The organism is Aeromonas rivuli (genome assembly GCF_000820045.1).
Classification (GTDB): Bacteria; Pseudomonadota; Gammaproteobacteria; order Enterobacterales; family Aeromonadaceae; genus Aeromonas; species Aeromonas rivuli.
The window spans coordinates 86225-112120 of record NZ_CDBJ01000055.1; the positions used below are offsets into that span (position 1 = coordinate 86225).

Annotated in this window: 21 protein-coding genes and 1 pseudogene; 14 read left to right on the plus strand and 8 right to left on the minus strand. The window is 60.6% G+C overall.

What is annotated here, in order from left to right; translation table 11 throughout:
* Nucleotides 1–9: 9 nt before the first annotated feature.
* The gene (locus tag BN1130_RS13510; RefSeq protein WP_042042608.1) at nt 10–537 is read right to left on the minus strand and encodes a lipocalin family protein; all 528 of its coding nucleotides are present in this window, start codon (nt 535–537) and stop codon (nt 10–12) included.
* A gap of 16 nt (nt 538–553) precedes the next feature.
* Complete coding sequence (locus tag BN1130_RS13515; protein ID WP_042042609.1) at nt 554–1456, minus strand: AraC family transcriptional regulator; 903 nt, start codon at nt 1454–1456, stop codon at nt 554–556.
* Between the two features lie 144 nt (nt 1457–1600).
* On the opposite strand from BN1130_RS13515, the gene yqhD reads away from it, so the two are divergent.
* From yqhD to BN1130_RS13535, 4 genes are all read left to right on the plus strand, one after another.
* Entirely contained in the window at nt 1601–2764 is a 1164-nt protein-coding gene (gene yqhD / locus BN1130_RS13520; protein WP_042042611.1) for an alcohol dehydrogenase, read from the plus strand.
* A gap of 507 nt (nt 2765–3271) precedes the next feature.
* Nucleotides 3272–4795, plus strand: a complete 1524-nt coding sequence (locus tag BN1130_RS13525) for a Re/Si-specific NAD(P)(+) transhydrogenase subunit alpha (RefSeq protein WP_042042612.1) — start codon at nt 3272–3274, stop codon at nt 4793–4795.
* Nucleotides 4796–4806: 11 nt separating this feature from the next.
* Nucleotides 4807–6291 (plus strand): Re/Si-specific NAD(P)(+) transhydrogenase subunit beta, encoded by a 1485-nt coding sequence (gene pntB, locus BN1130_RS13530; RefSeq protein WP_042042613.1) that lies wholly within the window; start codon nt 4807–4809, stop codon nt 6289–6291.
* Nucleotides 6292–6654: 363 nt separating this feature from the next.
* Complete coding sequence (locus BN1130_RS13535) at nt 6655–7938, plus strand: L-cysteine desulfidase family protein (RefSeq protein ID WP_370736614.1); 1284 nt, start codon at nt 6655–6657, stop codon at nt 7936–7938.
* A 134-nt stretch (nt 7939–8072) separates the two neighbouring features.
* On the opposite strand, the gene BN1130_RS13540 is transcribed toward BN1130_RS13535, so the two are convergent.
* Nucleotides 8073–8828 (minus strand): outer membrane protein assembly factor BamD, encoded by a 756-nt coding sequence (locus tag BN1130_RS13540; RefSeq protein ID WP_042042677.1) that lies wholly within the window; start codon nt 8826–8828, stop codon nt 8073–8075.
* A gap of 116 nt (nt 8829–8944) precedes the next feature.
* Here BN1130_RS13540 and rluD point away from each other — a divergent pair, with 116 nt between their 5' ends.
* From rluD to BN1130_RS23195, 6 genes and pseudogenes are all read left to right on the plus strand, one after another.
* A complete protein-coding gene (rluD, locus tag BN1130_RS13545) occupies nt 8945–9925 on the plus strand; it encodes a 23S rRNA pseudouridine(1911/1915/1917) synthase RluD (RefSeq protein ID WP_042042615.1) in 981 nt (326 codons plus the stop codon).
* A 114-nt stretch (nt 9926–10039) separates the two neighbouring features.
* The gene (pgeF, locus tag BN1130_RS13550) at nt 10040–10777 is read left to right on the plus strand and encodes a peptidoglycan editing factor PgeF (protein WP_042042616.1); all 738 of its coding nucleotides are present in this window, start codon (nt 10040–10042) and stop codon (nt 10775–10777) included.
* Between the two features lie 237 nt (nt 10778–11014).
* Entirely contained in the window at nt 11015–13588 is a 2574-nt protein-coding gene (gene clpB / locus BN1130_RS13555; protein ID WP_042042617.1) for an ATP-dependent chaperone ClpB, read from the plus strand.
* Between the two features lie 166 nt (nt 13589–13754).
* Nucleotides 13755–14384 (plus strand): c-type cytochrome, encoded by a 630-nt coding sequence (locus tag BN1130_RS13560; RefSeq protein ID WP_042042618.1) that lies wholly within the window; start codon nt 13755–13757, stop codon nt 14382–14384.
* A 146-nt stretch (nt 14385–14530) separates the two neighbouring features.
* Nucleotides 14531–14797 (plus strand): annotated as a pseudogene (locus BN1130_RS23190) (c-type cytochrome); the annotation flags it as partial.
* Between the two features lie 21 nt (nt 14798–14818).
* Nucleotides 14819–15295, plus strand: coding sequence for a c-type cytochrome (locus BN1130_RS23195; protein ID WP_370736615.1), 477 nt, complete (start codon nt 14819–14821; stop codon nt 15293–15295).
* 360 nt (nt 15296–15655) lie between these two features.
* On the opposite strand, the gene glnG is transcribed toward BN1130_RS23195, so the two are convergent.
* The 4 genes from glnG to glnA all read right to left on the minus strand — a co-directional run bounded on the left by glnG (nt 15656) and on the right by glnA (nt 20284).
* Nucleotides 15656–17074, minus strand: a complete 1419-nt coding sequence (gene glnG / locus BN1130_RS13570; protein WP_042042621.1) for a nitrogen regulation protein NR(I) — start codon at nt 17072–17074, stop codon at nt 15656–15658.
* A gap of 9 nt (nt 17075–17083) precedes the next feature.
* Entirely contained in the window at nt 17084–18139 is a 1056-nt protein-coding gene (gene glnL / locus BN1130_RS13575; RefSeq protein WP_042042624.1) for a nitrogen regulation protein NR(II), read from the minus strand.
* 80 nt (nt 18140–18219) lie between these two features.
* The gene (locus BN1130_RS13580) at nt 18220–18774 is read right to left on the minus strand and encodes a DUF4124 domain-containing protein (RefSeq protein ID WP_042042626.1); all 555 of its coding nucleotides are present in this window, start codon (nt 18772–18774) and stop codon (nt 18220–18222) included.
* Between the two features lie 100 nt (nt 18775–18874).
* A complete protein-coding gene (gene glnA, locus BN1130_RS13585) occupies nt 18875–20284 on the minus strand; it encodes a glutamate--ammonia ligase (RefSeq protein WP_042042627.1) in 1410 nt (469 codons plus the stop codon).
* Between the two features lie 348 nt (nt 20285–20632).
* Here glnA and typA point away from each other — a divergent pair, with 348 nt between their 5' ends.
* The 3 genes from typA (at nt 20633) to dtd (ending at nt 24219) form a co-directional block, all read left to right on the plus strand.
* A complete protein-coding gene (gene typA, locus BN1130_RS13590) occupies nt 20633–22444 on the plus strand; it encodes a translational GTPase TypA (RefSeq protein ID WP_042042628.1) in 1812 nt (603 codons plus the stop codon).
* Nucleotides 22445–22706: 262 nt separating this feature from the next.
* The gene (locus BN1130_RS13595; protein ID WP_042042629.1) at nt 22707–23579 is read left to right on the plus strand and encodes a virulence factor BrkB family protein; all 873 of its coding nucleotides are present in this window, start codon (nt 22707–22709) and stop codon (nt 23577–23579) included.
* A gap of 202 nt (nt 23580–23781) precedes the next feature.
* Nucleotides 23782–24219, plus strand: coding sequence for a D-aminoacyl-tRNA deacylase (gene dtd, locus BN1130_RS13600; RefSeq protein WP_042042630.1), 438 nt, complete (start codon nt 23782–23784; stop codon nt 24217–24219).
* Nucleotides 24220–24225: 6 nt separating this feature from the next.
* Here dtd and BN1130_RS13605 read toward each other — a convergent pair whose 3' ends face one another.
* Nucleotides 24226–24879: a spermidine synthase gene (locus BN1130_RS13605; protein WP_042042631.1), complete on the minus strand. Its 654-nt coding sequence runs from the start codon at nt 24877–24879 to the stop codon at nt 24226–24228.
* A 51-nt stretch (nt 24880–24930) separates the two neighbouring features.
* Between BN1130_RS13605 and BN1130_RS13610 the strand changes: the two genes are divergently transcribed.
* Nucleotides 24931–25833, plus strand: coding sequence for a bifunctional GNAT family N-acetyltransferase/hotdog fold thioesterase (locus BN1130_RS13610; RefSeq protein WP_042042633.1), 903 nt, complete (start codon nt 24931–24933; stop codon nt 25831–25833).
* The last annotated feature ends 63 nt before the right edge of the window (nt 25834–25896 follow it).

Here is a 25896-nt window from a genome sequence, read left to right on the forward strand (position 1 = left end):
TGCCCTGTTCTATTTCGGCGTCGGGGCAGGGGCCTGCCTGACCCAAATAAGCTGGTCGGTGGCAAAGCCCAGCCCCCTGGCCTTGGCGATCAGCGCATCCACCTTGGCCTTGGGCGGCTGGGGGGAGCGGGAGAGGATCCACAGGTAGTCGTGGTTGTAGCTGGTCACCAGGGAGAGCTGGTAGTCGGGGTCCAGATCGATGACGTTGTAGCCGCCGTAGAAGGGGCCGAAGAAGCTCACCTTGAGCCGCGCCTCGTCAGGACTACCGACGAAGTAGGCTTTGCCTTCGGCCTCCCGCCAGTTGCCATCGCTCTGCAGGCCGCGGTTGAGCACCTTGACGCCGCCGTCGTCACGCAGGCTGTAGCTGGCGCTCACCTCTTCCAGCCCCCGCTCGAAGCTGTGGTCGAGACGGGCGATTTCGTACCAGGTGCCGAGGTAGCGATCGAGCTGGAAGCCGGTGACGGGGCGGATGCCGTCGGCGAGGCCGGTGCAGGCCGTCAGTAGCCAGGCGGTGAGCAGACAAAGCAGTGAACGCATGGGGGATCCCTCTCTGTTAGCCTTCGATGATGTGCAACTGGCCTTCCCGGAAGCGGGAGGCCTGATCCGTCGGCGTGCTGCCGAAGAAGCGCTTGTACTCCCGGCTGAACTGGGAGTTGCTCTCGTAGCCGACCCTGGCCGCCGCCGCCCCCGCCTTGATGCCGTCGTGCAGCATCATCATGCGCGCCTTGTGCAGGCGAAACGACTTGATGTACTGCAGGGGCGAGGTGGCGGTGACCGCCTTGAAGTGGTGGTGGAAGGCGGAGACGCTCATGTTCACCTCCCGGGCCAGCTCCTCCATGGTCAGGGTGTCGGCGTAGCGCGCCTCTATCATACGCAGCACCCGGGCTATCTGGCCCACATGATTGTGACGATTGGCCAGCGCCTGCAGCGCCGGGCCGCCCCCCTCGTGCAGGGCGTAGAACAGCATCTCCCGCACCGTCTGCGGCCCCAGCACCCGGGCGTGGTGGGGCTTGTCCATCAGATCGATCAATCGCTCGGCGGCACAGAACATGTCTTCGGACAGGGGGACAGAGTGCACGCCGCTCTTTTGCACAGCCGGGGCGGGCAGGGCATCCCCCAGCTCCAGCAGCAGTTCTTGCAGGGTGGCGACGTTGATCTCCAGGGAGAAGCCGATGAGGGGCTGCTCGGGGGAGGCGAAGCACTCGCACTCGCAGGGCAGCGGCAGTGTCATCAGCAGGTAGTGGCTGGGGTCGTAGCGAAACACCTGATCCGCCAGATAGCCCACCTTGTGTCCCTGCAATATGACGATCATCCGGGGCTGGTAGAGCACGGGCGTGCGGCCGTGATACTCGGTGGTGTAGATGAGGTTCACCTGATCCACCGGGGAGGGGGTGATGCCCGGGGTGGTGACGTGGCGGGCCAGCCTGGCGGCGAGATCGGCGTAACGGTTGGACATGGTCGCTCCGGGTGGATTCTGATGGTTTGTAGAAATAGGCAAACAATGTGCAGAATGTTGCCTTGATGGTAGGTGTTGTCTGTAGAAAAATGCAATCAACATTTTGCGGCCAGGCCGCCGGACTATCAGAAGAAGGCAATGTCGATGAACAACTTTACTCTCCATACCCCCACCAAGGTGCTGTTCGGCAAGGGCCAGGTGGCCCAGCTGCGCGGCCAGATCCCGGCCGACGCCCGTGTCCTCATCACCTACGGTGGCGGCAGCGTGGTGCGCAGCGGCCTGCTGGCGCAGATCCGCAGCGAGCTGGCGGGCCTGACCCTGTTCGAGTTCGGCGGCATAGAGCCCAACCCGGCTTACGAGACCCTGATGGGGGCGGTCGAGCTGGCCCGTGCCGAGCAGATCGACTTTCTGCTCGCCGTCGGCGGCGGCTCGGTGCTCGATGGCACCAAGTTCATCGCCGCCGCCGCTCACTACGATCTGGCCAGGGAGCCCTGGCACATCCTCGAGACGGTCGGTGGCGAGGTGGCTTCCGCCATTCCCTTGGGCGCCGTGCTGACCCTGCCGGCCACCGGCTCCGAGATGAACATGGGGGCCGTCATCACCCGCAGAAGCAGCGGCGACAAGCAGCACTTCTTCTCGCCGTTCGTGATGCCGCGCTTCGCCGTGCTGGATCCCGTGCTCACCTACACCCTGCCGGCCCGCCAGGTGGCGAACGGCGTGGTGGATGCCTTCATCCACACCCTGGAGCAGTACCTCACCTACCCGGTCAACGCCAAGGTGCAGGATCGCTTCGCCGAAGGCCTGCTGCTGACCCTGGCTGAAGAGGGCCCCCAGGCGCTGGTGGAGCCGGAAAATTACGACGTGCGCGCCAACATCATGTGGAGTGCCACCCTGGCGCTCAACGGCCTGATCGGGGCCGGCGTGCCCCAGGACTGGGCCACCCACATGCTGGGCCACGAGCTGACCGCCCTGCACGGCCTCGACCACGCCCAGACCCTGGCGGTGGTGCTGCCCGCCCTGCTCGCTGCCAAGCGTGAACAGAAGCACGCCAAGCTGCTGCAATACGCCGAGCGGGTCTGGGATCTGCGCAGTGGCAGCGAAGAAGAGCGTATCGACGGCGCCATCAAAGCCACCCGCGACTTCTTCGAGCGGATGGGGGTCAAGACCCGGCTGCGGGACTACGGCCTGGCCGACGCCAATATCGACACCCTGCTGGCCAAGCTCGAAGAGCACGGCATGACGGCGCTCGGGGAACACGGTGACATCGACCTGGTGCAGAGCCGGCATATTTATGAAGCCGTCTGGTAAGGGGAGTATTCACCTTACCACCGCACTAAACGACTGACAGTAGGGGCCGGATCCTGCCATTTTGGCGGGGGATCGGCCCCTTCCTTGTTACGAAACCGTTACTTTTACCCTGTTCACTCCGATATCTGCGATTGGAGTGAATTTCGTAAGAACAAAAAGCGCTAAGATAGAGGGCCAGCAAAACATTTTTTTTGACTGGTTGGATCACTTTTTCCAGTGCTTTTTACTGGTATAAGTAGCTAATTTGGTTTGTTTTTTTAAATCACGGTCCTGGATGGGCTGATTTCTGTACGCGTACCATCCGGACGGCGGTTGTAATAAAACTCCAAAATTTGATACTAATCACCTTCGCACCTGAAAAGCGGGGGCCTGACCATGACAGGAGGTTGCGGAAGAGCCTGCTGATTTTCATAACAAAGAGTCCTTGGCCTGCAATTTGGCCGCGCCTTGTTTCGCGAGAGATGAGACACTAGGTCGCGATTATTTATTAACCATCAGGGAATAGTCATGCAGATTGGAATACCGAGAGAGAGTCTCGCCGGTGAGACCCGGGTCGCAGCGACCCCGGCCACCGTTGAGCAGCTGAAAAAGCTCGGCTTCGAGGTTGCTGTCGAGACTGGCGCCGGCCAGCTGGCCAGCTTCGATGACGCCGCCTTCGAGGCTGCCGGTGCCAGCGTGGTGCCGAGCGTCTGGCAAGCCGACCTTATCTTCAAGGTCAACGCCCCGACCGACGCCGAGATCGCCGAAATTAAAGATGGTGCCACCCTGGTGAGCTTCATCTGGCCCGCTCAGAACCCCGAGCTGGTCAAGAAGCTGTCGACACGCAACATCAATGTGATGGCGATGGACATGGTGCCGCGGATCTCCCGTGCCCAATCCCTCGACGCCCTCTCTTCCATGGCCAACATCGGTGGCTATCGCGCCGTGGTCGAAGCAGCGCACCAGTTTGGTCGCTTCTTCACCGGTCAAATCACCGCAGCCGGCAAGGTACCCCCTGCCAAGGTCTTGGTGATCGGCGCCGGTGTGGCCGGTCTGGCTGCCATCGGCACCGCCGGTTCCCTGGGCGCCATAGTGCGTGCCTTCGATACCCGGCTGGAAGTGGCCGAGCAGATTGAGTCCATGGGGGGCAGTTTCCTCAAGCTCGACTTCGGCGGCGAAGATGGTGCCTCCAGCGATGGTTACGCCAAGGTCATGTCCGATGAGTTCATCAAGGCCGAGATGGAGCTGTTTGCCCAGCAGGCCAAGGAAGTGGACATCATCATCACCACCGCCCTGATCCCGGGTCGTCCTGCTCCCAAGCTGATCACCAAAGAGATGGTCGACAGCATGAAGCCGGGTTCGGTGATCGTGGACTTGGCAGCGGCCACCGGTGGCAACTGTGAATACACTGTGCCGACCGAGTTGTTCGTGACCCCGAACGGCGTCAAGGTGATCGGTTACACCGACCTGCCTGGCCGCCTGCCTGCCCAATCCTCCCAGCTCTACGGTACCAACCTGGTCAACCTGATGAAGCTGATGTGCAAGGAGAAGGACGGCCAGGTTGCCATCGACTTCGAGGACGTGGTTCAGCGCAACATGACGGTGATCCAGGCCGGTGACGTGACCTTCCCGCCCCCCGCCATTGCCGTCTCTGCCGCGCCGCAAAAACCGGCAGCCGCCCCGCTCAAGAAGGCCGAAGCCAAGAAGCCATCCAACAAGAAGTATGTGTTTGGTGCCCTCGGCATCGCCGCCTTCGGTTGGGTCGCCGCCGTGGCACCCGCCGCCTTCTTGTCCCACTTCACCGTATTTATCCTGGCCTGTGTGGTCGGTTACTACGTGGTGTGGAACGTATCTCACTCCTTGCACACGCCGCTGATGTCGGTCACCAATGCCATCTCCGGCATTATCGTGGTCGGTGCCTTGCTGCAGATTGGTCAGGGTTCGACACTCGTCACCGCGCTCTCGTTTGTCGCCGTGCTGATTGCCAGTATCAACATCTTCGGTGGCTTCACCGTGACTCAGCGCATGCTGAAGATGTTCCGTAAGGATTAAGGGGGTTTAACGTGTCTCAAGGACTGGTAACAGCATCCTATATCGTTGCCGCCGTGCTCTTCATCCTCAGTCTCGCCGGACTGTCGAAGCAAGAAACGGCCAAGCATGGCAACCTGTTCGGTATCGCGGGGATGGCTATCGCCCTCGTCGCCACCGTACTCAATCCGGAAACCAGTGGTGTGCACTGGATCATTCTGGCCATGGTCATCGGCGGCGCCATCGGCGTGCGGCTGGCACTCAAGGTCGAGATGACCGAGATGCCCGAGCTGGTGGCGGTGCTGCACAGCTTCGTGGGGATGGCGGCGGTGCTGGTGGGCTTCAACAGCTTTATCGATCTGCACCCCTCCGCACCGGCGGCTGTCGTGGTCTCTGTCGGTTCCAATCTGGATGCGACCCTGGCCGCGGCCCGGGCGGCGTTCGAGCAGGCGGCCAGTGCCGCTCAGGCCGAGCACCTCACCGGCGCCATGCTGAACATCCACCTGGTGGAAGTCTTCCTCGGTATCTTCATCGGCGCCGTGACCTTCACCGGTTCCATAGTGGCGTTCGGCAAGTTGCGTGGCCTGATCTCCTCCAAGCCGCTGATGCTGCCCCATCGCCACAAGCTGAACCTGCTGGCCGTGCTGGTTTCGCTGGCGCTGATGGTGCACTTCGTCAACGCCGGTGGCTCCACCATGGCGGTGGTGCTAATGACCCTGATCGCCTTCGCGTTCGGCTGGCATCTGGTGGCCTCCATCGGTGGCGCCGACATGCCGGTGGTGGTCTCCATGCTCAACTCCTACTCCGGTTGGGCGGCGGCGGCGGCGGGCTTCATGCTCTCCAACGACCTGCTGATCGTGGTCGGTGCCCTGGTGGGCTCCTCCGGTGCCATCCTCTCTTACATCATGTGTAAAGCGATGAACCGCTCTTTCATCTCGGTTATCGCCGGTGGCTTCGGCTCCGACGGTGTCGCCTCTACGGCTGATCAGGAGATGGGTGAATACCGCGAAACCAACGCCGAAGATGTGGCCGACATGCTGAAGAACGCCAGCTCCGTCATCATCACTCCGGGCTACGGCATGGCGGTGGCGCAGGCCCAGTACCCGGTGGCCGAGATCACCCAGAAGCTGCGGGATCGCGGCGTCAAGGTGCGCTTCGGTATCCACCCGGTTGCCGGTCGTCTGCCAGGTCACATGAACGTGCTGCTGGCGGAAGCCAAGGTGCCGTATGACATCGTTCTGGAAATGGACGAGATCAATGACGACTTCACCGATACCGACGTGGTACTGGTGATCGGTGCCAACGACACCGTCAACCCGGCCGCCATGGAAGATCCGGGCAGCCCCATCGCCGGCATGCCGGTGCTGGAAGTGTGGAAAGCGCAGAACGTCATCGGCTTCAAGCGCTCCATGAACACAGGCTATGCCGGTGTCCAGAACCCGCTGTTCTTCAAGGAGAACACTCAGATGCTGTTTGGCGATGCCAAGGCCAGCGTCGAGGCTATCCTCAAGGCGCTCTGATCCAGGTCACAGCAAGAGTATTCAAGGGGGCCAAGGCCCCCTTTTCTGTGCCTGTCGTTTGGCGTTCTGATGGCGTCGGGCCCTGTGGTGCCTTGCTCTGAGCATGTCTCATCACCTGACAGACGCCAGGTGGTGGCCTCGTTGAAGTGGATGGCCGAGCGCGATAGCCACTCGGCCCTCACTGCCGATTCTTCAGATTTGATCCCGCCATTATTCCCAGGGCTTGGTTGTGGTAATCGCTCAAAAGTCGGGCATAATGCCTGCCATCACGCCGGGGTTTATCAACTAATTTTTAGTTTTCCCGCAATATTTAGTATGTCGGACATAGAAGAGGCGCCGCGCCAGACCATGGAGCACTTGCAGATGAAGTCACAATGGATCGAATTTATTGCCCTGCTCAAGCGTGAGGTAGTGCCGGCCCTGGGGTGCACCGAACCCATGTCGGTGGCCCTTGCCGCCGCCAATTGCCGCAAGCTGCTGGGGCAGGATCCGACCCGCATCAGCGTCTGGGTCAGCGGCAATCTGTTCAAGAACGGCATGGGGGTCGGGGTACCCGGCACCGGCATGATAGGTCTGCCGGTCGCCGCCGCCGTCGGCATCACGGGGGGTAACCCCGATGGCGGACTGGAGGTGCTCAAGCAACTCACTCCGGCCCAGGTGGAAGCCGCCAAGGCGTTGCTGCCTCTCATCAAGGTCGATGTGAAGGATGTGCCGGACGTGCTCTACGCTGAGGTGCTGGCGGAGGCTGATGGTCACAGTGCCCGGGTGGTGATTTGCACGGATCACACCCGCATCGTGCTGATGGAGAAGGATGGCGAGGTGCTGATGGAGCAAGCCAGCGCCCCCGGGGTGCAGATCCAGCCAGCCAGATCGGCCAAGCCCGCCCTGACCCTGAAGGAGATAGTCGAGTTTTCTCTCGAGGTGCCGCTTGCCGACATTACCTTCATTGGCGAGGCGGCCAGCATGAACCAGGCCCTGGCTGACGAAGGGTTGCAGGGTTATGGCCTGAGCATCGGCAAGATGTTGACCGATCAGGTGGAGCGCAAGCTGCTCTCCGACGATCTGATGACCCTGGCCATGCGACTGTCGTCTGCCGCCTCCGATGCGCGCATGGACGGCGCCATGCTGCCCGCCATGTCCAATTCGGGCTCGGGCAACCAGGGCATTGCCGCCACCATGCCGGTGGTCGCCGCCGCCCGCTTCCTCGCATCGAGCGAGGAGCAGCTGATCCGGGCACTGGTGATGAGCCATCTGGTGGCCATCTACATCAAGATGCATCAGAACAAGCTCTCCGCCCTCTGCGCGGCCAGTACCGCTGCCATGGGGGCGGGATCCGCCATCACCTGGCTGCTGGGCGGCAAGTTCGAACAGATAAGCCACTGCATCAACAACATGATTGGCGATGTTTCCGGCATCATCTGTGACGGCGCCGGCAGTGCCTGCTCCATGAAGGTGTCGACCTCTACCTCGGCGGCGGTCAAATCCTCCCTGATGGCGATCAACAACCTGCGGGTGCCTCAGAGCGAGGGCATCGTCTCGGACGACGTGGATCAGACCATTGCCAACCTGGGTCAGCTATCCAGGAAGGGCATGCTGGATACCGATATCGAGATCATCAACATCATGCGAGCCAAGCAGCGCAACTGAGTCAGTCGTGTGGCGGGGCGCGAGTTGTAGGCTGCTGTGCCCCTACCCGAAGAGGATACTGCCGGGCAGCGTCGGATCGACAGGCAAAAAAAACCGATGGCCGGGGCCATCGGTTTCTGTTCGGGTAGAGGTGATCAGCCCTTGGCGTGCCGGTTTTCCGGGTAGTTCTTGCCAAGCACTTCGCGGGCGTGCTGGGCCAGAGTTGGCATCTTGAGGGTGTCGTAGGACTCGATCATGATCTCCAGTGCCTCTTCGGTCTCCGGTGTGTCCGGGTAGGTCTCAACCACCTGCTTGGCGCGGTTGGCGGCGGCGATCAGCGCATCACGCTTTACATAATATTTGGCCACGCTCAGATCGTAGCGCGCGAGGCGGTTTTTCAGGCCTATCATGCGCGCACGGGCATCGGCGGCGTAACTGCTGTTCGGATAGTTCTGCAGCAAGGTCTTGAAGTCCTGGAACGCCTGACGGGCGTAGGAGGGATCCTTGTCATCCCGCGCTATGCCGAGCTGATCCTGGAAGAAATTGTAATCGCCCGCCATGTTGGTCAAGCCACGCATATAGAAGACGTAATCTATATTTTTGTGCGCGGGATTGAGGCGGATAAAGCGGTCGATATTGGCAGTCGCCTGGGCGGTATCATCCTGCTTGTAATAGGCATAGATGAGGTCGAGCTGCACCTGATTAGAGTAGGCGCCGAAGGGATAACGAGAGTCCAATGCTTCCAATAACTCGATAGCATTCACATAGTTACCGGCATCCAGCTTGAGGCGTGCTTTCTGGTACAGGGTCTCCGGCGGTTCGTCGGGTACCTTGGGTTTGGTGCTGGAACAGCCAGTGATCAGGGTAGCGACCAAGGCGAGCGACATCAGCAGGTGAGACTTCTTTCCCATCAACAACATCCGGTCCATTTCCACGAAATTGGCAAAGTATCCGTTATGCTTGGCTAAAAGAAAAGCTAGAATACCCGGATTATTTCGAATTGAAACCCCCGCTCAAGAGACCATACATGAGCCAGCATATTGAATTAACAGGCGAATTCCAGGATCACCAATTCGGGCAGCGACTCGATCAGGCTCTGGCAGAAATATTTCCCGACTACTCCCGCACCCGGATCAAGGAGTGGATCCTGCAAGACAGAGTGACCCTGGATGGTCAGGTTGCCAACATCCCCCGTGAGAAAGTCATCTCGGGGCAGCAGGTCCATGTCACAGTCGAGCTGGAAGACGACACCCGCTGGGATGCCCAGAATATAGCGCTCAACATCGTTTTCGAAGATGAGCATATTCTGGTGATCGACAAGCCGGCTGGTCTGGTGGTTCACCCGGGGGCAGGCACGCCGGACGGCACAGTGCTGAACGCCTTGCTGCACCTCTATCCCGAGATTGCCGAAGTGCCTCGCGCCGGCATTGTCCACCGTCTGGACAAGGACACCACTGGCTTGATGGTCATCGCCAAGACAATCCCGGCGCAGACCCATCTGGTGGAGGCGCTGCAGGCCCGCCAGATCACCCGTGAGTATGAAGCGGTTGCCATCGGTCACATGACCGCTGGCGGTACCGTGGATGCGCCCATAGGCCGTCATCCTACCCAGCGTACCCACATGGCTGTCATTCCCAATGGCCGTGATTCCGTGACCCACTATCGGGTCCATGAGAAGTTTCGTGGCCACACCCGCCTGCGACTGCGACTGGAAACCGGTCGTACTCACCAGATCCGGGTACACATGGCGCACATCAAGCACCCGCTGGTAGGCGATCCCGCCTACGGTGGTCGCATGCGTCTGCTGCGCAACGGCACCCCCGAGCTGACTGCTGCCCTGCGCGGCTTCCACCGTCAGGCCCTGCACGCCACCATGCTGCAACTGGCTCACCCCATCACCGGCGAAGTCATGCAGTGGCACTCCTCAACGCCGCAGGACATGCTGGATCTGATGGAGGCAATGCGTGCCGATACCCTGGCCAATCCGGATGATCTGATCTGGGGCTAAGCGCGTCGACCAGGCCGGATGATACGGAGTGGTCCAAGAGAGTGCGAAGGGCGGGGTACCCAGTGGGTGCCCCGTTTTTTATGGTATTTTTTCATGATTGATAAGGAGTCAGTGATGGAGACGATAGTACCGAACTGGCCTGCCCCGGCGCGGGTCCGGGCCCTTTCCACCACCCGGGATGGCGGCCTGAGCCAAGGCGCCTTTGCCGGTCTCAACCTGGGGGCCCATGTCGGGGATGAGGCTGCCTTGGTCGAGGCCAATCGTGGCTTGTTGCAACAAGCCGCCGGGATCCCGGGTCGGCTCAACTGGCTCAATCAGGTGCACGGCATCGCCGTCCACCCCGTCAGCAACGAATACGACGGGGCACCGGAGGCCGATGCGGCCTGCGCCCACGAGGCGGGGTTGGCCTGTATAGTGATGACGGCCGACTGCCTGCCGGTGCTGCTGTGCGACCGGGCGGGCACCCTGGTGGCTGCCGCTCATGCCGGTTGGCGTGGTCTGCAAAATGGCGTACTGGAGGCCAGCATCAAAGCCATGGGCTGCAAGCCCGCCGAGATACTCGCCTGGCTGGGCCCGGCCATAGGACCCAGTGCCTTTGAAGTCGGTGGCGAGGTGCGCGACGCTTTTCTCGCCGAGCAGGCCGAAGCCGTTGCCGCCTTCATCCCGTCTGCCAACGAGGGCAAGTGGCTGGCAGATATCTACCAGCTGGCCCGGCTGCGCCTGGCCCGCGCCGGAGTGAGCGCCGTCTATGGGGGCGAGCACTGCACCTTCAGCGACCGCGAGCGTTTCTACTCCTATCGCCGGGATGGCCAGACCGGCCGCATGGCCTCCCTCATCTGGCTGGCAGAGTAGACAGGTGGGCGCTCAGCGAAGCCGGTGAGTGCCCACCTATGAATGCCTGTCTCTCTGGCCGGAACAGCGCACCGGCTCGCCCCTTGCCGGATAACGCGCGGCCCTCTCTGAAACCGCCATTGAGGAAAAAATAAACAACCACTCCCCTTGAAATCCTGGCTGCAGACCTCATCTTCCTTATCAGAAAGTTCCGTTGTTGCCGCCCAAGGCGGCGTCTGTTTCAAAGGGAGGAGTGCAATGCGCCTCGATCGCCTGACCAGTAAATTCCAAGTCGCTATTTCCGATGCCCAGTCTCTCGCACTGGGTCGTGATCACCAATTTATCGAACCCGTCCATCTGATGACTGCCCTGGTCAATCAGGATGGTGGGTCTAGCCGTCCCTTGCTGACCCTGTGCGGGATAGACATCAATGCCCTGCGCTCCCGCCTCGGCGAGGAGCTCGATCGCCTGCCCAAGGTGAGCGGCGTCGAGGGCGATGTACAGCTCTCCAATGGCCTGGGTCGCCTGCTCAACGTCTGTGACAAGCTGGCTCAGCAGCGCAAGGATCAGTTCATCTCATCCGAGCTCTTCCTGCTGGCGGCCCTCGACGAGAAGGGCAACCTGGGCGAGCTGCTGCGCAGCCAGGGTCTGACCAAAGAGAAACTCGAGCAGGCCATCGACAAGGTCCGTGGCGGCAAGAAGATCGATGACGCCAATGCCGAGGAGAATCGCCAGGCGTTGGAGAAGTACACCATCGATCTCACCGAGCGCGCCGAAATAGGCAAGCTTGACCCCGTGATCGGCCGGGACGAAGAGATCCGTCGCACCATCCAGGTGCTGCAACGCCGTACCAAGAACAACCCCGTGCTGATCGGTGCCCCCGGGGTCGGCAAGACCGCCATCGTCGAGGGGCTGGCTCAGCGCATCATCAACGGCGAGGTGCCGGAAGGGCTCAAGAACAAGCGGGTGCTCTCCCTGGACATGGGGGCCCTGGTCGCGGGCGCCAAGTATCGCGGTGAGTTCGAAGAGCGGCTCAAAGCCGTGCTCAGCGATCTCGCCAAGGAGGAGGGCAACGTCATCCTCTTCGTCGACGAGCTGCACACCATGGTCGGCGCCGGCAAGGGCGAGGGAGCCATGGACGCGGGCAACATGCTCAAACCGGCCCTGGCGCGGGGTGAGCTGCACTGCGTCGGCGCCACCACCCTCGATGAATACAGACAGTATGTGGAGAAAGATGCCGCGCTGGAGCGCCGCTTCCAGAAGGTGCTGGTGGAGGAGCCCTCGGTGGAGGACACCATCGCCATACTGCGCGGGCTGAAGGAGCGTTATGAGCTGCACCACCATGTGCAGATCACCGACCCTGCCATAGTCGCGGCGGCTCAGCTCTCCCACCGTTACATCGCCGATCGCCAGCTGCCGGACAAGGCCATCGACCTCATCGACGAGGCGGCGGCCAGCATCCGCCTGCAGATCGACTCCAAGCCGGAGTCGCTGGATCGGCTGGAGCGGCGCATCATCCAGCTCAAGCTGGAGCAGCAGGCGCTGCTCAAAGAAGATGACGACGCCAGTCGCAAGCGCTTGGAGTTGCTCAGTCAGGAGCTGACCGAGAAGGAGCGCGACTACAACGAGCTGGAAGAGATCTGGAAGGCGGAGAAGGCGGCGCTGGCCGGTACCCAGCACATCAAGGCCGCGCTGGAGCAGGCCCGTCAGGATCTCGACGTCGCACGCCGCGCCGGGGACCTGGCCCGCATGTCCGAACTGCAATACGGCCGCATCCCCGAGTTGGAGAAGCAGCTCGATCTCGCCACTCAGGCCGAGATGCAGGAGACCAGCCTGCTGCGCAACCGGGTCACCGATGTGGAGATCGCAGACGTGCTGGCGCGCTGGACCGGGATCCCGGTGGCGCGGATGCTGGAAGGGGAGCGCGACAAGCTGCTGCGGATGGAAGAGCAGCTGCACAGCCGGGTGATCGGCCAGGAAGAGGCGGTGGAAGCCGTGTCCAACGCCATCCGTCGCTCCCGTGCCGGGCTGTCCGATCCGAACCGCCCCATCGGCTCCTTCCTGTTCCTCGGCCCGACCGGGGTGGGCAAGACCGAGTTGTGCAAGGCGCTGGCCGAGTTCCTGTTCGATACCCAGGATGCCATGGTGCGCATCGACATGTCCGAGTTCATGGAGAAGCACAGCGTGGCCCGGCTGGTGGGGGCACCTCCCGGCTATGTCGGTTATGAGGAGGGGGGTTATTTGACCGAGGCGGTACGCCGTCGCCCCTACTCGGTGATCCTGCTGGACGAGGTGGAGAAGGCGCACCCGGATGTGTTCAACATCCTGCTGCAGGTACTGGACGATGGTCGTCTGACCGATGGTCAGGGCCGCACCGTCGATTTCCGCAATACGGTGGTGATCATGACCTCCAACCTCGGCTCGGATCTGATCCAGGAGCACTATGCCGAGAAGGACTATGAGGAGATGAAGGCCCTGTTGATGGAGCTGCTGACCCGCAGCTTCCGACCGGAATTCATCAACCGGATCGACGAGACTGTGGTGTTCCACCCCCTCGGAGAGGATCACATCAAGTCCATCGCCCGCATCCAGCTCAAGAGCCTGATGGGCCGTCTGGAGTCCCAGGGCTTCGAGGTGGAGGTGAGCGAGGAGCTGCTGACCAAGCTGGTCCACGCCGGGTTCGATCCCGTCTACGGGGCGCGACCCCTCAAGCGGGCGATCCAGCAGAAGGTGGAGAACCCCTTGGCCCAGGCCCTGCTCAGTGGTCGGGTTGTCCCAGGCAAGCTGTTGAGCCTGGGGGCCGACAGCCAGGGTCTCACCATCTCGCAATGAGGCCAGTGATCTCATCCGTTATAACAACGCCAGCCCTCGGGCTGGCGTTTTCTTTGACCAGATCGGACCACTGGAGAGCAGCTATGCTATGGCTACCCCTCTTCGATAGGGGGTCTTACCCTGACAAGTATTATGGACTTTACCGCTGTTGATTGGAGATACATCCTTGTCGATAAAGATGCGAGCACTGCTCACCACCCTGTTGACCTGTCTGGTACCCCCTTTGGCCCAGGCCGCTCAGGCAACCCAGGATGTACCCCAAATCTGTGCCACCTGCCATGGTCTGAATGGCGTGCCGAAAGAGTCCAACATCCCCAGCCTCTGGGGACAATCAGAAGCCTATCTGACTGAGCAACTGCACGCCTTTCGCAGCGGCAAGCGAGTCAGCGACTTCATGAATCCCATCATCTATCAACTCAGCGACGAGCAGATAAAGCGTGCAGCCAACCACTTCGCCAGCCAGTCGGCGGCCAAGGAAGTGGCGCTGCATTGGAGCGGAGACAAGTGGCCGGGAGATATGGAGGCTGGTGAGCGGCTGGCTCTGGCGGGCAAACCGGATCGTAACTTGCCTGCCTGTGTTGCCTGTCATGGGCCCAGTGGCATAGGGGTCATGCCCCTGTTTCCCCGCCTCGCCGGCCAGGATCCGGCCTACCTCAAGCGTCAGCTGATGTATTGGAAAGCGGACAAGCGTCCGGCGGGCGCCATGGGATCCATGTCCGCCATCGCCAAGTCGCTTAGCGAGTCAGAAGTGGAGGCCGTAGCCAACTACTTCGCCGCCCAGGGGGTGACGAAATGAAATATCTCTATCTGATGAGCTGCCTGCTGGCTGGGCTGGTCCATGCCGAATCCTTTGATGATCAGTTCAGCGTCCCCCTTGGAGAGAAGGCGCCGGATGGCAACTATCACAAGGTGCCCGACTGGTCTGCGGTGCCGGATGGTGAGATGGGTGCCGCCATCAAGCGGGGCTACAACCTGTTCGTCAACACCCAGCAGCTCAAGGGGCAGGGTCAGCCCGGTAATGGCCTGCAGTGCAGCAATTGCCATCTGGGTTCCGGCATCATTCCCGGCGCCAGTCCGCTGTGGGGTGCCTATCCTTCCTATCCCGCCTATCGCAAGAAGAACAACAAGGTGAACACCTATGAGGATCGGCTGCAAGGCTGCTTCCTCTATTCGATGAATGCCAAGGGGGGGCAGCCTCCCGCCTATGACAGCCCTGCCATCCGCGATCTGGTGGCCTACTCCTACTGGCTGGCGAGCGGTGCCCCCATCAGTGACAAGCTGCCGGGTCGCAACTTCTTTACCATCGCCACCCCTCCCCAGTCCCCCGACTTCAAGCGGGGCCAGAGCGTCTATGCCGAGCGGTGTGCCGATTGCCACGGCGCCGAGGGGGAGGGCAAGAAGGTAGCGGATCGCTACGTCTTCCCGCCATTGTGGGGCAAGGAGAGCTACAACTGGGGCGCGGGTATGCACGGCATCGACAAGGCGGCCGCTTTCATCAAGAGCAACATGCCGCTCTCTCAGGGGGGAAGCCTGAGCGACCAGCAGGCCTGGGATGTGTCGCTTTACATCAATAGTCAGGAAAGGCCCCAGGATCCCCGCTTCAAGGGCGACCTTGGCCAGACCACCAAGGCGTTTCATGGCAAGAACTCCCAGTACGGTTTACCCTCGCCGGTCGATGGTCACTTGCTGGGCAGCAAGGCATATTGAGCCTTCATGGGAGACAAGCTCGCTGAGACGCCACGCGCAGTGTCAGTGAGCCGCCAGGGCTAACGTTAGCCTGACAAGCGTCGACACTATCCGCCGTTTTTCGCATTGCAGCGAAAGACGGCGGATTTTTTCATGGCATTGCCAAGTCCGAAGGGGGCCGCTGTGTGCTGAGCCGCTGCCGTTGGGATCATGATGGGGCTGGCAAAGGAGGAGCTTGAAATCGCAGCATGGCGGGCCCCCCTTGTGGCTGGGGGCCAGCCGAGCTCAGGAAAATCGAGTTCTTTCAGCTTGCGGGTGAGGGTTGCTCCAGCGCCGTCTCCAGCATGATGCGTTCGGGCGTTGGAGCCTGGCGTTGGGTACTCAGGAGAAATCGAGCTCCTTGAGCTTGCGGGTGAGGGTGTTACGGCCCCAGCCGAGCAAGCGAGCCGCTTCCTGCTTATGGCCATGGGTATGCTCCAGCGCCGTCTCCAGCATGATGCGTTCGAACTGAGGCATGGCATCGGCCAGTATGTCTATCTCTCCCAGAGCCAGCTTGGCTGCGACCCAGTCGCGCAGCTGTTGCTGCCAGCCACCGGCCAGTGCAGGCTGACCCGGCTCGGCGACGCTGGTGATCGGGGTCAGCAGTTCGGGAGGCAGATCGGCGACCAGCACCTCCTGTCCCGAGGCCATGACGGTCAGCCAGCGGCAGACGTTTTCCAACTGACGGACGTTGCCAGGCCAGGGGAGCCGGCTGATGAACACCTGGGTATCCGGGTGCAGACTCTTGGCCTCGACGTTGAGCTCCTTGGCGGCTCGCAGCAGGAAGTGGTGCGCCAACTGGGGGATATCCTCACGGCGCTCCTTGAGGGCCGGGATATGGATGCGGATGACGTTGAGGCGGTGGAACAGATCCTCCCGGAATTCGCCATCGGCGACCCGCTTCTCCAGATTCTGGTGGGTGGCGGCGATGATGCGCACGTCCACCTGTACCGGCTGATGGCCGCCGACGCGATAGAACTGGCCATCGGCCAGTACCCGCAACAGCCGGGTCTGCACATCGAGTGGCATGTCGCCGATTTCATCGAGAAACAGGGTGCCGCCATCCGCTTGCTCGAAGCGGCCATGGCGAATGTTGTTGGCCCCGGTGAAAGCGCCCTTCTCATGGCCGAACAGCTCAGATTCGATGAGATCTTTCGGGATGGCCGCCATGTTGAGGGCAATGAAGTTTTTGTGGGCACGCGGGCTGTGGCGATGGAGGGCGTGGGCGACCAGCTCCTTGCCGGTGCCGCTCTGGCCGTTGATCAGCACCGAGATGCTGGACCGCGACAGCCGGCCTATGGCGCGAAACACCTCCTGCATGGCGGGGGCTTCACCGATGATCTCCGGGCTGCTGCTGGCGTCTTGCGGGCGGGTCTTGCGTTTGGTGCGCTGCTCTTTCAGGTGATTCTCGGCGCGGCGCACCAGGGTGACCGCCTCCTCGATATCGAACGGCTTGGGCAGATATTCGAAGGCGCCACGCTGGTAGGCGTTGACGGCGGAATCGAGATCCGAGTGGGCGGTCATGATGATGATGGGCAAGTCCGCCTGACGACGATGGATCTGTTCCAGCAGGCTGAGGCCATCGATGCCGGGCATGCGGATGTCGGACAGGATCACATCGGGAGATCGTGCCTCCAGGGAGTGCAGCAGGGCCTCGCCATCGGCGAAACTCTCGCACTCGAAACCCTCGTTGCCCAGGGTGCGCTCCAGCACCCAGCGGATCGAACTGTCGTCATCGACGATCCATACTTTTGCGGTCATGACGTTCCCTTATTTGCGAAGCGGTAGATAAACGGTGAACTCGGTATGTCCTGGCCAACTGATGCAGTCGATACGGCCCTTGTGCTGATCGATCAGGTTCTGGGCGATGGAGAGGCCGAGCCCCGTTCCCCCCTCTTTACCGGTGATCATGGGGTAGAAGAGGGTGTCACGGATGGCATCCGGGATGCCGGGTCCGTTGTCGATGATCTTTATCTCGGCGGCGAGCCGGTAACGCTGGCCATGGATGGTGATCTGGAACACGGTGCGGGTGCGCAGGCTGATCAGGCCTGTCTGGCTGACCAGTGCCTCGGCGGCGTTGCGCACTATGTTGAGGAAGGCCTGTTGCAGCTGATCCGGTTCCATCTCGAATTCGGGAATGCTGGGGTCATAGTCCCGCTCTATGCGGATCCCGGCGGGCAGTTCCAGCTCCACCAGGCGGCGAACCTGCTCCAGTACCGAGTGGACATTGTGAACCTGATGGCGGCCGGGACGCTGGGGGCCAAGCAGGCGATCGACCAGCAACCGCAACCTGTCAGCCTGCTCGATGATGATGCCGGTATATTCACGCAAGGCCGGATCCGGCAACTCCTTTTGCAGCAACTGGGCCGCACCACGCAGGCCACCCAGGGGATTTTTAATCTCGTGGGCCAGACCGCGCACCAGCTCTCTGGCCGCCTGCTGTTGAGCATGCTGCTGCAACTCCTGACTGATCTTCTTCTGCTGGTCGATTTTGCGCAGCTCTACCACGATCAAACGCTGTTCATGGTCGGCCAGGGGGCTGGCACTGAGTTCGACCAGGCGGGGTTCCCCTTCCACGACCAGGGTCACCTCGCTGTCGGTGAAGCCTTGCCCCGAGATGAGGCACTGACGAAAGCGTTGCAAGTCGAGGGAGATGTGTTCCAGCAGATGGGGCAGCTCCAGCCCGATCAGCCGGCGTTGACTGAGGGAGAGCAGCTGTTCTGCCGCAGGATTGACGTGCTGAATGCAGAGACGTTCGTCCATCAGGATGACGGCAGTCAGCAGGTTGTCGAGTAATGTCTTGGCTTGATCCGAGCGGACTGGCACAGGTTTCTCCCTAAAACGGTGCTACACACCGGCAATGCACCAATATAGTGCATTCAGTCTACCCGCATAGGTGCAGAGGATCACCCTTTATGAGGCGTAGGGCCCAGGGTGGCTGCCTGATTGGCTCTGGTTCTGTGCAGATAGAAAGTCACAACTTCTGATTTAGCAAGGATCGTACCGTCTTTTGCCAGTAGCTCGAGCTGCACCCTATGGGTGCCCCGATCCAGGTTTTCCAGGCGGATGATCAGCGTGTTGTGGATCCGGACCCGCTCCTTGCCATCGAGCAAGAGGCGCAGGTCGAACTGGGGTGGGGGGACTGGGGTGACCTGGGCTTCGAACACTATGTTGCCCGTGTTGTCGCGCAGGGTGCTGTCTGGCTCGGGGGAGAGCAGGGAGATGGCCAGTTCGGCCTGTCTGACATCGGCGCCAATGAGGTGGTTGTAATTATCGACCTGTACCGAATGGGTGTTGGTGCCGACCAGGGGGGCGACCCGCAGATCGATCTCCTGAGTTTGCTGACCGGCGGGAGGGGTGCTGGTGTAGTGGGTGATCCCTCTGCTGTCGATCCAGGAGTAGATCTTGGCCCCCTGGGCGTTCAGGCAGATCAGCAGCAAGAACCCGGCATAGCGGCTCATTCTCATCCATCTCTCCTTGGTGGGATCTCGCCTAAAGCCTATCAGAGAAAAAACCCGCCATGAGGCGGGTTTTGTATCTATTGGGTTCTGACTGTATCTGTTAGACAGAGTAGTACAGTTCAAACTCCAGCGGGTGCGGGGTCATGCGGACGCGGTCCACGTCGTGCTGCTTCAGCTCCAGGTAGGAGTTGATGAAGTCATCGCTGAACACGCCACCGCGGGTCAGGAACTCGCGATCTGCATCCAGACCTGCCAGGGCTTCGTCCAGAGAGCCGGCAACGGTCGGCACTTCTGCGGCTTCTTCCGGCGGCAGGTCGTACAAGTTCTTGTCCATGGCATCGCCCGGATGGATCTTGTTGATGATGCCGTCCAGACCGGCCATCAGCTGGGCCGCGAAGGCCAGGTAGGGGTTGGCAGCCGGATCCGGGAAGCGCACCTCGATGCGACGGGCTTTCGGGCTAGGTACGACCGGGATGCGGATGGAAGCGGAACGGTTACGTGCGGAGTAAGCCAGCATGACCGGGGCTTCGTAGCCTGGTACCAGACGCTTGTAGGAGTTGGTGGTCGGGTTGGCGAAGGCGTTGATGGCCTTGGCGTGCTTGATGATGCCGCCGATGTAGTGCAGTGCCATCTCGGACAGGCCGCCGTACAGGTCACCGGCGAACAGGTTGACGCCGTTCTTGACCAGAGACTGGTGGCAGTGCATGCCGGAGCCGTTGTCGCCAAACATGGGTTTTGGCATGAAGGTGACTGTCTTGTTGTAGGCGTGGGCCACGTTGTGGATCACGTACTTCAGCACCTGGACTTCATCAGCCTTCAGGGTGAGGGTGTTGAAGCGAGTGGCGATCTCGTTCTGACCGGCGGTAGCCACCTCATGGTGGTGCGCCTCGACGACCTGACCCATCTCTTCCAGCACCAGACACATGGCGGCGCGGATGTCCTGGGAGGAGTCAACCGGTGCAACCGGGAAGTAACCACCCTTGACGAAGGGACGGTGGCCCTTGTTGCCGTGCTCGTAGGCGGTACCCGAGTTCCAGGCGGCTTCTTCGGATTCAATCTTGACGAAGCTGTGACCCATGGTGTTCGAGAAGGTGATGTTGTCGAACATGAAGAATTCGGGCTCTGGTCCAAACAGGACGGTGTCGGCGATGCCGCTGGACTTCAGGAAGTCTTCGGCACGCTTGGCGATGGAGCGCGGATCGCGATCGTAGCCTTGCATGGTGGCCGGTTCCAGGATGTCACAGACGATGTTCAGGGTGGTCTCTTCGGTGAACGGATCCAGCTTGGCGGAGGCCGCATCCGGCATCAGCACCATGTCAGACTCGTTAATACCTTTCCAGCCGCCGATGGAGGAGCCATCGAACATCTTGCCGTCTTCGAAGAACTCTTCGTTGACCTGGTGGGAAGGGATGGAAACGTGCTGCTCTTTACCCTTGGTGTCGGTAAAGCGCAGGTCGACAAACTTGACTTCATGTTCCTGGATCAAGGCCATTACGTTCTGAGCTGACATGCTAAGTAACCTCCGGTGTTAAAACTCTTTGGGTGAATTCGTCATCACATTCACATAAGCGAGTATCGTGCCAAGTTTGTGACAGCATGATTTCAGGGCAGTTGCCGCATCTTGGCGTCCCAAAATCTGCTGCTCCCGCCCTACATTGCACCAACTTGGTGCTATCCAGGATCTTTTTGGTGCGCCAAACAAGTGCAAGAGGGCAGGAACCCCATATAAACAGGCTTGTTGGCGCGGGTCTATGATCCAGATCCATTGCAGTGCGTGAATCTACTGCGATTCTGCTAGGCAGATCACAAAGGCGAGAGTACAATTAGCGCCCAATTTTACCCGGTGATTGAGGCGAGAATGTTAGAGAATTTACGCAATATTGCGATTATTGCGCACGTAGACCACGGCAAAACTACCCTGGTTGATAAACTGCTGCAGCAGTCTGGAACCCTCGACCGTACCACTGATGGTCAAGAGCGTCTGATGGATTCCAACGATCTGGAAAAAGAACGTGGTATTACCATTCTCGCCAAGAACACTGCAATCCGTTGGAACGACTACCGCATCAACATCGTTGATACCCCGGGTCACGCCGACTTCGGTGGTGAAGTAGAGCGTGTCATGTCCATGGTTGACTCCGTGTTGCTGCTGGTTGACGCCGTTGACGGCCCAATGCCGCAAACCCGTTTCGTCACCCAGAAAGCATTCGCCCAGGGTCTGAAGCCGATCGTCGTCATCAACAAGATCGACCGTCCGGGTGCTCGCCCTGACTGGGTAATGGATCAGGTCTTCGATCTGTTCGACAACCTGGGTGCCACCGATGAGCAGCTGGACTTCAAAGTTGTCTACGCCTCTGCACTGAACGGTTGGGCCACCATGGACCAAAGCGTTGAGTCCGACAACATGGAACCCCTGTTCCAGGCCATCGTTGACAACGTGGAAGCACCTGCGGCTGATGTCGACGGCGGTTTCCAGATGCAGATCTCCCAGCTGGACTACAACTCCTACGTCGGTGTTATCGGTATCGGCCGTATCACCCGTGGTCGTGTCAAGACCAACCAGCAGGTCACCATCGTCGGTGCCAACGGCAAGAACCGGACCGGTAAAGTGGGTCAGGTACTGGGCTACCTGGGTCTGTCCCGTACCGAAGTGGCCGACGCGCAAGCGGGCGACATCATTGCCATCACCGGTCTGGGCGAGCTGAAAATCTCCGACACCATCTGTGACAACAATGCTGTCCAAGCCCTGCCGCCGCTCTCCGTTGACGAGCCGACCGTGAACATGACCTTCCAGGTCAACACCTCACCGTTCGCCGGTAAAGAAGGCAAGTTCGTGACCTCCCGCAACATCATGGAGCGTCTGACCCATGAACTGGTCCACAACGTGGCCCTGCGCGTGGAAGAGACTGAAGATCCGGACAAGTTCCGCGTCTCCGGCCGTGGTGAACTGCACCTGTCCATCCTGATCGAAAACATGCGTCGCGAAGGTTACGAGCTGGCGGTTTCCCGCCCGGAAGTTATCCTGCGCACCATCGACGGCGTCCTGCACGAGCCGTTCGAAACCGTTACTGTGGACGTGGAAGAGACCCACCAGGGTTCTGTCATGGAGCAACTCGGCCTGCGTAAGGGCGAGATGACCAACATGACCCCGGATGGCAAGGGTCGTGTCCGTCTTGACTTCATGATCCCGAGCCGTGGCCTGATCGGTTTCCAGACCGAATTCCTGACCATGACCTCAGGTACCGGTCTGCTGTACCACACCTTCGACCATTACGGCCCGCACAAGGGTGGCAGCATCGGCGAGCGTCAGAACGGCGTGCTGATCTCCAACGCGACCGGTAAGGCCCTGACCTTCGCCCTGTTCGGTCTTCAAGACCGTGGTCGTCTGTTCATCGGTCACGCGACCGAAGTGTACGAAGGCCAGGTGATCGGTATTCACTCCCGTTCCAACGATCTGACCGTGAACTGCCTGAAGGGCAAGCAGCTGACCAACATGCGTGCCTCCGGTACCGATGAAGCTCAAGTGCTGACTCCGCCGATCCGCATGACCCTGGAACAGGCTCTCGAGTTCATCGACAACGATGAATTGGTAGAGATCACTCCCAAGGCAGTACGTATTCGTAAGAAGCTGCTGACCGAGATGGATCGCAAGCGCTCCGGTCGCGCCTGATCTCTCTCCCATCAGGCCGCTAATCCGGTCTGATGGTGGTGATAAAAAATCCGAACACCCCTGGTGTTCGGATTTTTTTATGGGCGCATGGCAAGGAAGGCGTCGGGAATGGGGTGGTGATCCGGGCTCGGTGACCCTCATCGGGGCAGTCGCAGAGATGACGCCGTCAGGTCGGAAACAGGACTCATTTTATCTGGGGTCGGGCAATCCCGTGGCGAGTCTGACACAATAGGGGGCAGGATCTGTCTCGTAGGACGTTAATATGCAACATCATTTTCGCCAGCAACTGGCGCACGCCTCCGCATTCTTGCGCCACGATGGCCGCCATTTTGCCCACTTCGTCTGGGGTCGTTTTCAACAAGACCGGCTGACGGTCACTGCGGGCTATCTGGCGTATGTGACCCTGCTCTCCCTGGTGCCCATGATAGCGGTCGTGTTTGGCATGATGTCGGCTTTCCCGGTGTTTGAAGGGATCAAGCAGGCGATGGAGCAGTTCGTCTACGTCAACTTCGTGCCGACGGCGGGAGATGCCCTCAAGCAGTACATCGATGGCTTCGTTGCCAATGCCACCAATACCACGGCCGTGGGGATAGGGGCGCTGGTGGTGGTGGCGCTGATGCTCATCTCGGCCATCGACAAGAACCTCAACTACATCTGGCGCTCTACCCGGGGCAGGCCCCTCGGCCAGGCATTCGCCATGTACTGGATGATCCTGACCCTGGGCCCTGTGCTCATCGGGGCCAGCATTGCCGTCTCCTCCTATATCATCTCGCTGCGGATCTTCCAGGGAGAGGCGCTGTTCGGGGTCGGTTACTGGCTGCTGCGGGGCCTGCCTTTCCTCTTCTCCGTCATTGGTTTTCTGCTTATTTATACTGTGGTGCCCAACTGCAAGGTGCGGCTCTCCCACGCCCTGGTCGGTGCCCTGGTCGCGGCCGTGTTGTTTGAGTTAGCCAAGCGTGGCTTCGCGCTCTACATCACCAATTTCCCCTCTTATCAGGCCATCTATGGTGCCTTGGCGACGATCCCCATCCTCTTTGTCTGGGTCTATCTGAGCTGGCTGGTGGTACTACTGGGCGCCGAGACTACCGCCTGCTTGGGAGAGTACGAGAAGCCGGGCGCTGAAGAGCTGGGCTAGCTCGACAGGCGCCCTCCGGGCCTATCCTGTTTGTCTGGCTATGTGAGCTTGTTCAGCTCGCTGCCGAGACCACGGCCTGTCTCGGGGGGATGAGAAGCCGGCCATTGAGGAACTGGGCTGACTCGGCCTCTTGTTGGTAACATGGACGACCGCCCCGGGGCGGTCGTTTCATTTCAAGCTGTACCAGGCAAAGGAGTCGCGGATGATTGCATTGATTCAAAGGGTTAGCGAGGCCAGCGTCACCGTTGAGGGAGAAGTGGTTGGCGCCATAGATCAGGGGCTGCTGGTGCTGCTCGGGGTGGAGCAGGGGGATGACGAGGGCAAGGCCGACAAGCTGCTGCACAAGGTGAGTGGCTATCGCATCTTCTCCGACGAGAACGGCAAGATGAATCTCAATGTGAGCCAGGTGGGGGGCAGTCTGCTGGTGGTATCCCAATTTACCCTGGCGGCGGACACCGGCAAGGGGATGAGGCCCAGCTTCTCGGGGGGCGCCAGGCCGGAGGAGGCCAACAGGCTCTATGAATACTTTATCGACCAGGCCAGGGGGGCGGGTCTGCGGACCGAGACCGGGCGATTCGCCGCCGACATGAAGGTGGCACTGCTCAACGATGGCCCCGTCACCTTCTGGTTGCAGGTATGAGGCTTCTCAGGCTTGGCGAGCATGGACTATCTGGTTGATGCAACCCGGCACTCCCCTCAACTGCGGCTGGCCTATCCAGCGCTCGACCAGCAGCAGCACCTGATCCCGCTCTCGTCCGGTTCTGGGCAGCAGATTGATGATGAGTTCACCGCGCAGTCGACTCGCCAGGGCTTGATAGAAGTGGGGGCTGAACAGCAGGGGCGGGTTGCCGTCCTGACTGAACAAGTCCACCAGGATGAGATCGTAGTCACCGCTCTGCTCGAGCAGGAAGGCGAGGGCATCGGCCTGATGCAGGCACTGGCGCTCCGCACTTCCCGTCGTCATGAAGAAGTCGCGATAGAGGCTGATCACCTCGGCGTCGAGATCCACGCTGTCGAGGCTGGCCTCTGGCCAGCGACCCAGCAGGTGACGGCCTATGTCGCCGCCGCCGAGACCCAGCTCAAGTATGCGTTCGGCCCTTGCTGGCAGCAGGTTGGCGATGGCTTGCTGGTGGGGCAGACAGAGCTGTTGCGGTGCGGTGCGCACCATGGCGGATTGCACCACGCCATCTATCTCCAGCCAGCGATGAGCGCTATTTTGCTGAACGCAGATGCGGCGGCTCGGACTGACTCCCAGATGTAATAACTGTTCGGCCTGATACGTCTGTAGATTGAAGTCCATGAAATTGCACGGCAAGATGGCTTTCGACCAGTGTAACCCAAGGATGTCGCTATGTACCGGGTGGTAACCCCTCAAACAGAGTCAGAGCTGGATGCTTATTACCAACTGCGCTGGGAACTGCTGCGCAAGCCATTCAACTTTCCCCCTGGCTCCGAGCGAGACGAATATGACTCAGTCGCCATTCATCGCATGATGCTGGCCCCCGATGGTACCCCCATCGCCGTGGGCCGCCTGTTCGTGGGTGGGGACGAGGCCCAGATCCGCTTCATGGCCATGCTGCCCGAGTACCGTGGTCAGGGGTTGGGGATGCGCATGGTCGCGGATCTGGAACAGCTCGCCTGTGAGGAGAAGGTCAAGCGACTGGTGATGAATGCCCGCCAGGAGGCGGTGGAGTTCTATCGCAGATGCGGCTTCATCGAGGTGGGTGAGGGCCCCGTCTCGTTCGGTCGTATTCCCCACCGTCAGATGATCAAGTCCCTGAGCCCGCTGCAGACCATAGAGTACAGACCCCAATGGTGCCAGGATCTCACCACCCGCTGGTCGAGGGGCATTCCCATCAGCGAAAAGATGGGGGTACACATCACCCATTACGACGGCCAGACCTTCCATCTCAAGGCCAATCTGGCGGCCAACCTCAATGTCCATGACACCATGTTCGCCGGCAGCATCTATAGCCAGTGCGTGCTGGCAGGCTGGGGCCTGATCTGGCTGCAACTGAAGGAAGAGGGACTGGTCGGTGATACCGTGCTGGCGGAGGGGGATATCAAGTATTACCGCCCGGTGACCAAGGAGCCGGAGGCCAGGGTGGCTCGTGAGGGGATGCCCGCCGTGCTGCAACCGTTGCGGGAGGGGAAATCGGCCAAGTTCAGCCTCAAAATAAAGCTGTTCAGCGGCAGCCAGCTCGCCGCCGAGTTCCTCGGCCGCTATGTGGTGCAGCCAGCGAAGCGCAGCTAGGACGCAAGCATCAGAGGCCTCCCCTGGGAGGCCTTTGATGCTGATGGGGAGAGCATCTGCAGG